The 12,877-nt window shown below is 63.5% G+C and carries 13 protein-coding genes; 6 read left to right on the top strand and 7 right to left on the bottom strand.

Translation table 11 applies throughout. The annotated features are described in order from the left end of the window. Positions 1-247: 247 nt before the first annotated feature. Together C8D95_RS10610 and C8D95_RS10605 are read left to right on the top strand one after the other, a co-directional pair. Positions 248-814 (top strand): hypothetical protein, encoded by a 567-nt coding sequence (locus C8D95_RS10610; protein ID WP_164721777.1) that lies wholly within the window; start codon positions 248-250, stop codon positions 812-814. A 13-nt stretch (positions 815-827) separates the two neighbouring features. Further along, positions 828-2,303, top strand: coding sequence for a phosphate ABC transporter substrate-binding/OmpA family protein (locus C8D95_RS10605; RefSeq protein WP_109759159.1), 1,476 nt, complete (start codon positions 828-830; stop codon positions 2,301-2,303). On the opposite strand, the gene radC is transcribed toward C8D95_RS10605, so the two are convergent. The 4 genes from radC to dnaK form a co-directional block, all read right to left on the bottom strand. Continuing rightward, positions 2,294-3,037, bottom strand: coding sequence for a RadC family protein (gene radC / locus C8D95_RS10600; protein ID WP_109759158.1), 744 nt, complete (start codon positions 3,035-3,037; stop codon positions 2,294-2,296). The genes C8D95_RS10605 and radC overlap by 10 nt on opposite strands. A gap of 35 nt (positions 3,038-3,072) precedes the next feature. Beyond that, entirely contained in the window at positions 3,073-3,669 is a 597-nt protein-coding gene (locus C8D95_RS10595) for a J domain-containing protein (protein WP_109759157.1), read from the bottom strand. Between the two features lie 168 nt (positions 3,670-3,837). Then, positions 3,838-4,986 carry a molecular chaperone DnaJ gene (gene dnaJ, locus C8D95_RS10590; RefSeq protein ID WP_109759156.1) on the bottom strand — a complete coding sequence of 383 codons (1,149 nt, stop codon included), beginning with the start codon at positions 4,984-4,986 and terminating at the stop codon, positions 3,838-3,840. A 72-nt stretch (positions 4,987-5,058) separates the two neighbouring features. Beyond that, complete coding sequence (gene dnaK, locus C8D95_RS10585; protein WP_109759155.1) at positions 5,059-6,969, bottom strand: molecular chaperone DnaK; 1,911 nt, start codon at positions 6,967-6,969, stop codon at positions 5,059-5,061. A gap of 195 nt (positions 6,970-7,164) precedes the next feature. Between dnaK and C8D95_RS10580 the strand changes: the two genes are divergently transcribed. After that, on the top strand, positions 7,165-7,773 hold the full coding sequence (locus C8D95_RS10580) for an alpha-ketoglutarate-dependent dioxygenase AlkB family protein (protein ID WP_241239753.1): 609 nt from the start codon (positions 7,165-7,167) through the stop codon (positions 7,771-7,773). Here the strand turns inward: C8D95_RS10580 and C8D95_RS10575 are convergent. From C8D95_RS10575 to C8D95_RS10565, 3 genes are read right to left on the bottom strand one after another with little or no spacing between them, the layout of a single operon-like run. Then, entirely contained in the window at positions 7,770-8,306 is a 537-nt protein-coding gene (locus C8D95_RS10575; RefSeq protein ID WP_109759153.1) for a hypothetical protein, read from the bottom strand. The two genes, C8D95_RS10580 and C8D95_RS10575, sit on opposite strands and share 4 nt — an antisense overlap. Continuing rightward, positions 8,303-8,938 carry an SH3 domain-containing protein gene (locus tag C8D95_RS10570; RefSeq protein WP_109759152.1) on the bottom strand — a complete coding sequence of 212 codons (636 nt, stop codon included), beginning with the start codon at positions 8,936-8,938 and terminating at the stop codon, positions 8,303-8,305. Before C8D95_RS10570 ends, C8D95_RS10575 begins: the two co-directional genes overlap by 4 nt. Beyond that, on the bottom strand, positions 8,935-9,756 hold the full coding sequence (locus C8D95_RS10565) for an ABC transporter permease (RefSeq protein WP_109759151.1): 822 nt from the start codon (positions 9,754-9,756) through the stop codon (positions 8,935-8,937). Before C8D95_RS10565 ends, C8D95_RS10570 begins: the two co-directional genes overlap by 4 nt. A 106-nt stretch (positions 9,757-9,862) precedes the next feature. On the opposite strand from C8D95_RS10565, the gene cysQ reads away from it, so the two are divergent. Genes cysQ through galU form a run of 3 tightly spaced genes read left to right on the top strand, consistent with a single transcriptional unit; the run spans position 9,863 to position 12,850 of the window. Further along, positions 9,863-10,666 (top strand): 3'(2'),5'-bisphosphate nucleotidase CysQ, encoded by an 804-nt coding sequence (gene cysQ, locus C8D95_RS10560; RefSeq protein WP_109759368.1) that lies wholly within the window; start codon positions 9,863-9,865, stop codon positions 10,664-10,666. A gap of 10 nt (positions 10,667-10,676) precedes the next feature. Beyond that, positions 10,677-11,960, top strand: a complete 1,284-nt coding sequence (locus C8D95_RS10555; RefSeq protein ID WP_109759150.1) for a glycosyltransferase family 2 protein — start codon at positions 10,677-10,679, stop codon at positions 11,958-11,960. Beyond that, entirely contained in the window at positions 11,957-12,850 is an 894-nt protein-coding gene (gene galU, locus C8D95_RS10550) for a UTP--glucose-1-phosphate uridylyltransferase GalU (protein ID WP_109759149.1), read from the top strand. The genes C8D95_RS10555 and galU overlap by 4 nt, the downstream gene beginning before the upstream one ends. The last annotated feature ends 27 nt before the right edge of the window (positions 12,851-12,877 follow it).

Genomic DNA, 12,877 nt, shown 5'->3' with positions numbered 1-12,877 from the left:
CCCGCCGGATCGGCGCAGGGCGGCGACAGTTGCTGTCGTGCTGCTCATCGCGTTTCTGACCGGCCACATCATGCAAACCGTGCTGGCGGACCGCGACCCCGTCGTTCGGATGGACGAGGCTCCCGACGCGGCGCCAGAGCTTCGCAGACGCGACGTTCCCCGGCCTCTTCCCGTTCCTCCGGCAGCGACCCTGGTTCCGATCATCCACTCACCCGGCAGTCGCGTCGATGCCGCGTGCGACCCGCTAATGACGCTGTCGGCCGCCGGTGATGCCGCGGTCGCCGTTGCCATCCTGGCTCCGTGCGGCGGCGGCCGAGGCGTTTCGCTTACGGACGGCACATTTCGTCTGGACGGAAGGCTTGACGGGCGTGGCGCCTATTCCGTGACGATCCCCGCGCTTTCCCTTGATGTCCGGGTCGCTGCCGAGGTCGACGGAGCCCCTGTGGCGGCATCGCTTTTCATGCCTGATGCACGCATCACGCATCACGCCGTGCTCTCTTGGTCGGGACCGCAAGTCTTGCGCATGCAGGCCCCCGACACCCTCGGCGAAGAAAGGTCTTATCGTCTGGGAGATGGTAGCGGTGGAGCGTCCGCCGAAGTCTATTCCGGGTCAGAGACGACAGAACTCGTCGTCGTTGCCGAGGTCACATCTGCGAATTGCGGCCGCACGGTCAGCGCGACGGCCATACAGTCACGCGCTTCGGGACTGCCGACCGTGCGGGCGTTCGAGATGGAGATGCCGGGGTGCAGACATGTCGGCCAGGTGACGCGCTTGAAAAACCTGTTCGACCACACCAGGATCGCAGAACGCTGAACGGGTCGGACCCATGATCCTGCGTTGCCTCATTCTCATGGCTGGCCTTGGATTGGCGTCGCCGGTTTCAGCAGGGTCTGTCGTGCTGACGACGCTCGACGGCAGCCTTTCGATGGAAGGCGAGCTTCTTTCTTTCGATGGCGAGTTCTTCCGCATCGACACGGGCTTCGGCGCCGTAACCCTGGACAGCGGCGACGTCACCTGTGCGGGTGTCGACTGTCCCGACCTCTCCGGACTGGTTGCGAGGGCGCGGGTCGCAGGGACCAGTTCTGCGGTGCATCGCCTCATGCCGCGCCTCATGCAGGCGTTCGCCGATCGGCAAGGACTGCGCCTTTCCTCCCGAAACGGTGACGATTCCGGGCATATCTGGGAGTTGACCGAAATCACCTCCGACCGCCTCGTCGCCGTAGTCGATGCAGCGGTCGACGGTGATTCCCTTGCCCGGCTTGCTGCGCGCGAAGTCGACGTGTCCCTTGGGCCGCGCGCGGGCCAGGATGCCGTCAGGCAAGACGTCATCGCGCTCGACGCCTTCGTGCCTGTCGTGGCGCCCGACAACGCAAGGGCCATGGTGTCGGCGACGCAACTCTCGGAGCTTCTGTCGGGTCGGCTAGCGTCGTGGGCGGACCTCGGAGGTCCTGACATCCCCGTGGTGCTTCATCTTCCTCAGGACGCAGACCGCCTGCCGTCCTTGCTGAACCCCGGAGCACCCTTTGCCTCCGCCCAGCTGCACGCGGATGGCACCGCGCTGTCTTCGGTCGTGGCGGCCGACCCCCAGGCTCTCGGAATCGCAAGCTTCTCCACGATGGGGAGTGCCGTGCCCCTTGTGATCGGCGGCGCCTGCGGCCTCGCCGTGCCGGCCACGCGCGCCACCATCAAGGCCGAGGATTATCCTCTGACGCAGCCTCTCTTCCTCCAGCGCCTTGGAGCCCGGCAGCCCAAGGTCCTGCGCGATTTCATCGCTTTCGCGCGAAGCGAGGATGCACAGCGTGTGGTGCGCGCGGCTGGCTTCGTCGACCAGTCCATCGAACGCATCGGGTTCGACCGACAAGGCGACCGCGTGGCGAACGCGGTCCTGTCCGCCGGAGAAGAACCCGCGGCGATGGCTGCCGTTCGCGATATGGTCGGCATCCTCCTTTCAATGGATCGCCTTACCCTGACGTTCCGCTTCCTCGAGGGGTCCAGCCAACTCGATCCTCAGTCCGCGTCCAGCGTCCGCCGCCTGGGCGAAGCGATTGCAGCCGGCGCGTTCGATGGCGAGGCGATCGTGTTTGCAGGCTTCTCGGACGGCACTGGGGCACAGGACGACAATTTGCGCTTGTCCCAGAAACGCGCCGAGGTGGTTCGGAGCGCCGTGGAAGCCACCCTCAACGGAGAACCAGCCCGACTGGAAACCATTGCCTTCGGAGAGGCGATGCCGATGGCCTGCAATGACACAGCTTGGGGACGGCGCGTCAACGCCCGCGTCGAGGTCTGGGTGCGTCAGAGATAGCCTTCGGCCCGGAAAGAGAATTCCTGTGCAGCGCCGATCACGAGGTGATCGTGCAGTACGATCGACAAAGCGCGCGCCGCCTCGCCGATCTGGCGGGTAACGGCAATGTCGGCCTCTGACGGAGAGGGGTCACCGGACGGATGGTTGTGGACCAGTATGATGGCCGATGCGTTGAGTTCGAGCGCGCGCTTCACGACCTCTCGCGGATAGACCGGGACGTGGTCCACGGTTCCGCTCGCTTGTTCCTCGTCGGCGATCAGGACGTTCTTGCGGTCGAGGAACAGGATGCGGAACTGTTCGGTCTCGCGGTGCGCCATCGTCGTGCGGCAGTAGGCGAGCAACGCGTCCCAGCCCGAGATCGCCGGGCGGTCGATGACGCGGGCGCGTGCCAGGCGGTGCGCCGCAGCTTCGACGATCTTCAACTCCACGATCACCGCGCCGCCGACGCCGTCGATCCCGGCAAGCCTTTCGCGCGACGCAGACAGGACGCTGCTGAAATCCCCAAACATGTCCAGAAGCATTCGCGCAAGGGGCTTCACGTCCTGACGAGGGATCGCGCGGAAGAGCACGAGTTCAAGCAGCTCATAGTCCGGCATGGCTGTCGCGCCGCCATCCAGGAATCGCTGCCGCAACCGCGCGCGATGGTCCTTCAGGTAGGATGGCAGGCGGCCAGGCGTAGCGGGCGCGGTGAAGAGCGGAAGCGGCGCATCATCGAAGGCATGGGCTTGATCCATGCCGAAGATGTGCGCGATGTCCGGTTAAGGAAGGCTTACTGGGAGAAGCGGAAGCTGACGCTGCGCGCGCCCGGGAAGCTCTTTGCGCAGTCCGCCGCGGGCACTTCATAGACACAGCCGAAAATCTCGCGCGAATCGAGTGTGACGATGACCGGGCAGACGCGGCGCGTGTCTATCAGGTCTCCCGTCGGGACCGAAACGCGGTTAAGCCCCTGACCGGCTGGCGTGGCGACGTAGTAGGTCAGCCGGCGGCCGGTGCGGTATAGCCGGCTGGCGACATGGACCGTGCCGCTGACGTCGCCTTCGAACGCTGCTCGGCACTCAGCCATGGCAAGATCGTCGAGCACCGATTCCGTCGGCTCGACGGTCGGACGACTGACCCGGCGGGTGGACACGACGCGGGGCGCCGGCGGGGCTTCGGGGATTCCCAGTTGACCCGCGTTGTCCGACAGGAAGCGGAAGGCGTCGGTGATCCGGGCGAATTCGTCTCCCGTCCCCTGCGCACGGTCGGGATGCTTTTCGAAAGCGAGCTTGCGGAAGGCGGCCTTCAAATCCCCCTGGTTCACATGCGTCTCGAGACCGAGGGTGGCCAAGGCTCGGGATTTCGCGGACACGCGCTCGATAGGGGTCATGGGCTTCACTCGCGACAAGCACCGGACAGGTGCAGAACCGATTAACGCCCCAATTGAGACCACATTCGGTCACATTCTACAAAGTTTACGGGGAAATTGCGGCGCATTATGCGAAAGGCCGACCCCGGTTCACGAGATCGGCCAGTTTTGTCGCGAAGTCGGGGACGATCAGCCCTTCATGCCGTCCCAGAAGTTCTTCACCGTCCGAAAGAATCCCGCGCTTTCGGGGTTGTTCTCTTCCGACAGCTTCTCGAATTCCTTCAGAAGCTCTTTCTGGCGTCCCGTCAGATTCACGGGCGTCTCGACGGCGAGTTCGATCATCATGTCGCCGGACGCGCCGCCCCGCAGCGACGGCATCCCCTTGCCGCGCAGGCGCATCTGACGGCCGGACTGACTGCCGGAGGGCACCTTGACCCGGCTGCGGCCACCGTCGATCGTGGGCACCTCGATGTCGCCGCCAAGTGCGGCAGAGGTCATCGAGACCGGAACACGACAGTAAAGATTGACGCCGTCGCGCTGGAATATGGCGTGGTCCTTCACCTCGATGAAGATGTAGAGGTCGCCCGCGGGTCCGCCGCGCAGTCCCGCTTCGCCCTCACCCGCCAGCCGGATGCGCGTGCCGGTTTCGACGCCCGCCGGGATGTTGACCGAGAGAGAACGCTCTTTCTCGATCCGACCGGCGCCGCCGCAAACCTTGCACGGGTTCTTGATGATTTTGCCCAAGCCCTGACACGTCGGACAGGTGCGCTCGACCGTGAAAAACCCCTGGCTTGCCCTGACCTTGCCCATGCCCGAGCAGGTCGGGCAGGTCTGCGGCTCGGTCCCGCCCTCGGCGCCCGTGCCCTTGCAAGTGTCGCAGGTCAAGGCGGTCGGGACGCTGATCGTCTTCTGCATTCCCTTGTAGGCTTCTTCGAGGCTCACCCGAAGGCTGTAGCGGAGGTCCGAGCCGCGGACCGCGCGCTGGCCGCCGGCGCCGCCACGGCGGCCCATGATGTCGCCGAAGAGGTCGTCGAAGACATCCGAGAAGGCTGAAGCGAAATCGCCGCCTGCGTAGGCGCCGCCCGGTCCTGGGCGCGGGCCTCCCATGCTGCCGTCGAAGGCGCCGTGACCGAACCGGTCGTACGCGGCCTTCTTGTCGGCATCCTTGAGGACCTCGTAGGCCTCGTTCACTTCCTTGAACTGCGCTTCCGCGTCCGGTTTATCGGCGTTCCGGTCAGGGTGAAGAACCTTCGCCTTGGTGCGGTAGGCCTTCTTGATCTCCTCGGCGGATGCGCCCTTCGAGATCCCGAGAACCTCGTAGTAGTCGCGCTTAGCCATGTCTCATCCCCTTCTGAACGCGAAGGCCGGCCCAATCGGGCTGGGCCGGCCTGGATCGCGTTCGGATGCGCCTCAGCCGCGCTTGTTGTCGCCAAGGTCCTCGAAGTCGGCGTCGACGATGTCGTCGTCCACGCCGCGGGGACCCTCGTCGCCGGAGGTTTCTTCGCCGCCCTCGGACTGGGCCTTGTAGATCGCCTCGCCCAGACGCATCGCGGCCTCGGTCACATTCTGGATTCCGCCGCGGATTTTGCCCGCGTCATCGGTTTCCATCTGCTCCTTGAGGTTTGCGACGGCAAGCTCGATCGCTTCGACCGTCGAGGGATCGACCTTCTCGCCATGCTCCTGGATGTCGCGCTCGGTCCGGTGGACAAGGCTTTCGGCCGCGTTGCGGGCCTCGACCAGGTCCTTGCGCTTCTTGTCGGACTCGGCGTTCTCCTCGGCGTCGCGGACCATCTTCTGGATCTCTTCGTCGGACAGACCGCCCGACGCCTGGATCGTGATCTTCTGTTCCTTGTTCGTGCCCTTGTCCTTGGCGCTGACCGACACGATGCCGTTGGCGTCGATGTCGAACGTGACCTCGATCTGGGGCAGGCCGCGGGGCGCGGGCGGGATATCCTCGAGATTGAACTGGCCGAGCATCTTGTTGTCGGACGCCATCTCGCGTTCACCCTGGAAGACCCGGATGGTCACGGCGTTCTGGTTGTCCTCGGCGGTCGAGAAGATCTGCGACTTCTTGGTCGGGATCGTCGTGTTGCGGTCGATCAGGCGCGTGAAGACGCCGCCGAGCGTCTCGATGCCAAGCGACAGCGGCGTGACGTCCAGAAGGACGACGTCCTTCACGTCACCCTGCAGGACGCCGGCCTGGATCGCCGCGCCAAGTGCCACGACTTCGTCCGGGTTGACGCCTTTATGGGGCTCTTTCCCGAAGAACTTCGTCACCTCTTCCACGACCTTGGGCATGCGGGTCATACCGCCGACCAGCACCACTTCGTCGATGTCCGACGTCGACAGGCCCGCGTCCTTGAGCGCGGCCTGGCACGGCTTGATCGAATTCTTGATGAGGTCGCCGACGAGGGACTCCAGCTTCGCGCGGGTCATCTTGACGACCATGTGCAGAGGCTGGCCGGTGTTGCGATCCATCGAGATGAACGGCTGGTTGATCTCGGTCTGGTTCGAGGACGAAAGCTCGATCTTGGCTTTCTCGGCCGCTTCCTTCAGGCGCTGAAGCGCCATCTTGTCGAGCGTCAGGTCGACGCCGTGCTCTTTCTTGAACTCGTCCGCCAGGTAGTGGACGATCCGCATGTCGAAGTCTTCGCCGCCGAGGAACGTGTCGCCGTTGGTCGACTTTACTTCGAACAGGCCGTCGTCGATTTCGAGGATGGTGATGTCGAAGGTGCCGCCGCCGAGGTCGTAGACCGCGATGGTGCGCGATTCCTTCTTGTCGAGACCATAGGCGAGCGCCGCCGCCGTCGGCTCGTTGATGATGCGCAGGACTTCGAGGCCGGCAATCTTGCCCGCGTCCTTGGTCGCCTGACGCTGAGCGTCGTTGAAGTAGGCCGGAACCGTGATGACGGCCTGGTCGACTTTTTCGCCAAGGTAGGATTCAGCGGTTTCCTTCATCTTCTGAAGGATGAAGGCCGAGACCTGCGAGGGAGAGTACTTCTCGCCGCGCACTTCGACCCAGGCGTCGCCGTTGCCGCCGTCGATGATCTTGTAGGGGACGAGCTTCTTGTCTTTCTCGACCTCGGCGTCGCCCAGGCGGCGACCTATCAGACGCTTCACGGCAAAAACGGTGTTCTCGGGGTTGGTGACGGCCTGGCGCTTGGCGGGCTGTCCCACAAGCCTTTCGCTTTCGGTGAAAGCGACGATAGACGGCGTGGTCCGCGCGCCTTCTGCGTTCTCGATCACCCGGGGTTGCGATCCGTCCATGATGGCGACGCAGCTGTTGGTGGTCCCGAGGTCGATACCGATAACTTTACCCATGCTCATGTCCTCTCTTGCGGCGATATGAGGGACGTTGGCCCGTTGCGGCGCCGCGGTCCCATCCCGGAGTGTGATTTTGCGATGCCATGGGGCATCACGGCTTCCCGGCGCTATATAGGGAGGGCCTTTCGGTGCTGCAAGCGCGGTGAGGCGGCGAAGTGCCTGCAATGCGAGTCACTTGAAGGAGCCGGGAAGGTGACGGAGTCCGTTCTTGATGTCAGGGGCGTTTCGATCTGGAAAGGCCTTCTGGACAAGCCTTCGCAGGACGCGATGGTCGCCGACCTGCGAGAGGTCGCGACGGCTGCACCGTTCCGGCGCTACGAGACGCCCGGCGGTCGCAGAATGAGCGTCCGGATGACGGCGGCGGGCGACCTTGGCTGGGTCACGGATCGTTCCGGATATCGCTATGACCCGATGCAGCCGGACGGGGATCGCTGGCCGGGAATACCGACGTCCATCCTGGACGTCTGGAACACGGTGTCCGGCACGTCGCGTCCACCCGATTCGTGTCTCGTCAACTTCTACGGCGAGGGCGCGAAAATGGGGATGCATCAGGACCGAGACGAGACGGACACGTCCTGGCCCGTCGTATCGATCTCGCTTGGAGACTCGGCGCTGTTCCGTGTCGGCGGCACTTCGCGAGGTGGCGCGACCGAAAGCGTGTGGCTCGATTCCGGCGACGTGGCTGTCCTTGCCGGGGCGGCGCGTCTCGCCTTTCACGGCATCGACCGCATCCGGTTCGGATCGTCGTCGCTTTTGCCCGAGGGAGGGCGCATCAACGTGACCCTCCGCGTTGCGGGCTAGGACCCTTCCGCCACAAGTGCCGTTGCGATCTGCCCGTTGAGCGTCTTGCAGGTGTTGCGATCGGTCGGAGCGTAGATCGTGCGCCGCAGGCAGAGTCGCGCGAAGAATACAGCCTCGACATGACCCACCTCTCCCCAGACGGTGAAGTCCGTGATCTCGAACGTTGGGGCCGCGTCAGCGTTGCTGCTGGTCCAGATGGGACCGCGCAGGCCTTCAGGCAGATACAGGATGTCCAGTCCAACGGGTGTCGCTCCCATGTCGAAGGTGCCCTTGTAGCGCACCTCGATGGACAGCCCGCCGCGGCTGGCGAAATGCGGCTCGGCATGTCCGTGCAGGATCAGCTCCGCCTTGTAGGGCGTCTGGCGGAAGCTGGCGCTCGAGACGTGTCTCTGTCGCTGGTCAAAGGCGATGAAGTGCCACGTATGCCTTTCCTGGTCGAGAAAGCCCGTCATCTGGCCAAGAGTGTCGGCGGCGTTGACGGGGCAGGCGGCGGCGAGCGCCGTGATCACGGCGAGGTGACGCCTGCCGTTCACCGGCGCTCGTCTGGCGGCTGAATGGAGCAGCATCCCGACAGGAGAGTTCGCTCGTCGGAGGTGCCGAGGAGAAGGTCAAGCCTCAGGCCGAACTCGCGGTCGCTCATCCCGTCGCTGCACGAGGCGAGGGAAAGCATCGCGACACCCTCGCGCTCTGGTTCATCGTCCGGCGAGATCCGCAGACCGAAAGCGTGGAGATCGCGCCTGTTCAGCGTCGACCATGTCTCTAGACGTTCTCCGACGGCCGTTTCGTCGGGGGTCGACCAGGCGATGGCATTGCCGTCGAACGACAGGTTCCAGAATGGCTCTGTTCCGAAGCAAGTGCGTATCTCGGGCACATGACCCAGCCACTGACCCGGTCGACGCGCAAGGAAGGAGAGCGAAACCCACCCCGTCGTCTCGCCATGGTTCACGAGGCCCCATGTCTGATGCTGACTGGGCCTGACAACCTCGATCCCTCGCGCATCTGGTTCGATCGTCCCGATGACATCGCCGCCAGTTCCGGGTTCGCTTCGGATATTGAGACTGTCGTTCGCCGCAACTCCCGAGACGTCATAGAGGGCAGGCCAGCCATCCTGCGTCGCTGCCGCCGGTGCGGCGAAGCAGGCGATGACGACAGCGAGGCGCATCATTTTCCGGCGGTCCAGCTAAGCGAGACGTGCTTGCGTGTCTGGCTTTCGCAGATGAGGCCGATGATCAGAAGGATGGCTGTGACCACGATCGGGTACGTCAGAGAGGACTTCAGGGGATTGTAGTTGATGAAGATGTAGCCGCGTCCCTGGTCGATGATGTGGAACAGCGGATTCCATGAAAATATGGCGATCATCTTCGCGGGAAGGGCGTTGGCGACGAACATCTTGCCCGACGCGAACATGTTGAAACGCGAATAGATCTGCTGCGCGACGCCGACTGGCTGCGGAACCCAAGGCTTGGCGGCCAGCAACACCGTGCCGATCGCAACGCCCGACAACCATGCGAGCAGAAGCATCGCGAAGGCGCCGACCGGTTGGTGGACGACCAGTGGGTGCCACAGCAGATGATATCCGACGAGGATGGCGGCCATTGCGATGATCTGGGTGTACAGCGCGCTGAAGGCCGACGACCAGATCGAGATCGTGGGTGACATCGGAAGATGCTGCATCATCGCAGCGGTCGGACCCTCGGACGACACGACGCTGCTCATCGCCTTGATGTGGACCATGAAGACGAAGACGCCCGACATGATGTAGAGGACGTAATCGCCGCGGATCGCCATCTGTCGCAGCCCGATCACGGACATGAAGAGGTAGAACGCGGCAACCATCACAAGCGTCTGCAGGATGCTTGAGAGAATGGCGAATACAGCGTCCCGGTGTCCCTTGCGGACCGAACGGACGGTGTTGTGATACGTCAGGTCGAGCAGGCGATAGGCGCCATAGACCAGCGATGGATTGTGTTCGTGTCGGAACATGCCTGTACTCAACGTGCCCGCCAGGGGCTTCGGGGTTGTCTGTCGAGGTTCGCGCGATCATAAGCCGTGTCGGTGGTGAAGGACAGCACGCGAAATGGAAAAAGTGATGACTTACGACCGGGAAGCCCTGGTTTCGGCAATGCGCCGCCTGTCCATTGAGGCCGGTGCCGCGATCATGGAAGTCTATGAGCGTGACGACATGGGTGTGAGGTCGAAGGAAGACGCCTCTCCCGTGACCGAAGCGGACGAGGCCGCGGATCGCCTGATCTCGGCTGGCCTTCGCGCCGAATTTCCCGATCTGCCGCTCGTGACCGAAGAGCAGGCCGCAACCCACAGTCTCGACGCCCGAACCTTTTTGATTGTCGATCCGCTCGACGGCACCAAGGAGTTCGTGCAGCGTCGCGGAGACTTCACCGTCAACATCGCCCTTGTCGAGGACGGCGTGCCCACGCTTGGCGCGGTTTATGCGCCCGCCAAGCAACGTATGTTCCTGACCCGCGCGGACGGCGGCGCGGTCGAGGAGAGCGGGAGCTTCGATCTTGAGAAGATGGGCGAGACCCGAGCCATTTCTGTCTCTGAACCGATCAATTCCGGCCTTCGCGTTGTCGCGTCAAAGTCGCACCGGGATCAGGCGACGGACGATTATATCGCCCGCTACGGCGTCGCGGATCTTGTCAGCGCAGGCTCGTCCCTGAAGTTCTGCCTGGTCGCAGCGGGTGAGGCCGACTTCTATCCGCGTCTCGGCCCGACGATGGAATGGGATACCGCAGCCGGACAGGCGGTTCTGACCGCGGCCGGTGGGCAGGTCGTCGAAAAGGAAAGCCACCGCCCTCTTGTCTATGGCAAGGCGTCGTTCCGGAACCCGTTCTTCCTTGCCTACGCACCGGGCGTGACGCTCGCCGAGGAATGACGGCTGGCCGATGTCGGACGGTCCCCGGGTCAGCGTCATCGTTGCAAGCCGGCACCGGCCGAATTGGCTTCGACGCTGTCTGACGGCCCTGCGCCAGGTCGACTATCCCGCATTCGAAGTGATCGTTGTGGCCGACTCCGAAAGCCAGGCGTCGGGCGAGGTCTCCTCGCTGAAATGGGTCAGGTTCGACGAGCCGAACCTGTCCAGGGCGCGGAATGCAGGGATCGCTGCCTCCGCCGGCGAGATCTGCGCCTTCATCGATGATGACGCGGTGCCGGAGCCTCTTTGGCTTGCGCACCACGTCGAAGCCCTTGCCACCACGCGCGCGGCGGCCTCCGTCGGATTCGTACGCGGCCGCAACGGGCTGAGCTTTCAATCGCGTGTGACGTCGATCGACCGGGAAGCGGAAACACATGTCGAGGAGGACAGAGGCGAACAGGCGTTCGTGCCCAGGCTTTCGGCGGGAAGAGCGTTGAAGCTGGTCGGTACGAACATGGCCGTTCGACGCGATATCCTGATGTCACTTGGTGGGTTCGACCCAGCATTTGCCTGGTTTCTGGACGACGCCGACCTGTCCATGCGCCTTTGCCATGCCGGCCATATCACAGCGGTGGCGCCGTTGGCGGAAGTTCACCATGGCTTCGGTGCCTCGGTCCGACGGACGGCGGATCGTGTGCCTCTCGACCTTCACGACATAGGTCGAAGTTCGGCGCTCTACTTTCGTCGGCACCCAGGTGTCGATGTGTCCGAATTGGTTGCCCGCATCGAGATCCGAGAACGCGCGCGCCTGTTGCGGCACATGATCGACGGAGGCTGCGAGCCCGGCGACGTAAGTCGCATCCTGAGAACCTTCAAAGAGGGGTGGCAGGTGGGGCTTTCGATGCCTTTGCCCAGCTTAGAGCCTATTGGGAAAAGTCCTGATGCCTTCGTTCCAATGATGGCGGTTCCATCCGGGCACGAGGTTCTGACAGGCAGGCTGGCCTCTCGTCGCGGTCTCGTGGAGCACGCCAGTCAGCTGGTCGCATCGGGCCAGCGATGCAGTGTCTTCAGCTTTTCTTTAACCAACCGTCGCCATCGTGTGCGTTACGTCGACCCCGGGTTCTGGCTTCAGACAGGCGGTCAGTTCGGTCGTGCCGAACGGTCCGATCCGTGGATCAAGTGGTGCCGATTTGCCTACCGGAAGAAAGTTGAAGTGCGTCGCGTTGCAAATGTGAGAGGGATCCGTGAGATTGTTAACGGGGCTGGTCATAAGACGCGTGAAAAGCGCGACATCGGTGGAGTGAGAGACGCATGAAGCGTAAGGTGACGAAGGCGATCTTTCCTGTCGCCGGTCTGGGAACGCGATTTCTTCCGGCGACGAAAGCTGTGCCGAAAGAGATCATGACGCTCGTGGATCGTCCCCTGATCCAGTACGCGATCGACGAAGCGCGCGCTGCAGGCATCAAGGAATTCATCTTCGTGACCTCGCGCGGCAAGTCCGCGCTTGAGGACTACTTCGACCACGCCCCCGAGCTTGAAAGCGAGCTTCGCAAGAAGAACAAGACCGATCTTCTGGAGGTCCTCAAGACGACCAACATGGATTCCGGCGCCATCGCCTATATCCGCCAGCACAAGCCCATGGGCCTTGGGCACGCCGTCTGGTGCGCCCGTCGCCTCGTCGGAAACGAGCCCTTCGCGGTGATCCTGCCGGACGACGTGATTGCGGCCGATACGCCGTGCCTCGCCCAGATGACCGAAGCCTACGAAGAGGTCGGCGGCTCGATGGTCGCCACGATGCGGGTGCCCGAAGAAAAGGCTTCGGCCTATGGCATTCTCGACATCGAGGGGGATTCCCACGGTCGACTGGTCAAGGTAAAGGGCATGGTCGAGAAGCCGGAGCGCGACGCACCGTCGAACCTGGCGGTGATCGGCCGCTATATCCTGACGCCCGATGTCATGAACAACCTCAACAAGGCGAAGACCGGGATCGGCGGAGAAATCCAGTTGACCGACGCCATCGCTGCCGAGATCGAGGCCGAGCGTCCGGTGCATGGCCTGCAATTCGAAGGCACGCGGTTCGACTGCGGCTCGAAGGCGGGGTTTCTTCAGGCGACGGTCAGTTTCGCGCTTGCGCGTGACGATCTGCATGACGAATTTGCCCGCTATCTGAATGAGGTTGTCTCACTCTCGCGCGCTGCCGAGTAAGATGACCTGCGACGGGCGATAAGAAGA

Source organism: Silicimonas algicola (assembly GCF_003148765.1).
Lineage (GTDB): Bacteria > Pseudomonadota > Alphaproteobacteria > Rhodobacterales > Rhodobacteraceae > Silicimonas > Silicimonas algicola.
This window is presented reverse-complemented; position numbering and strand designations above follow the sequence as displayed.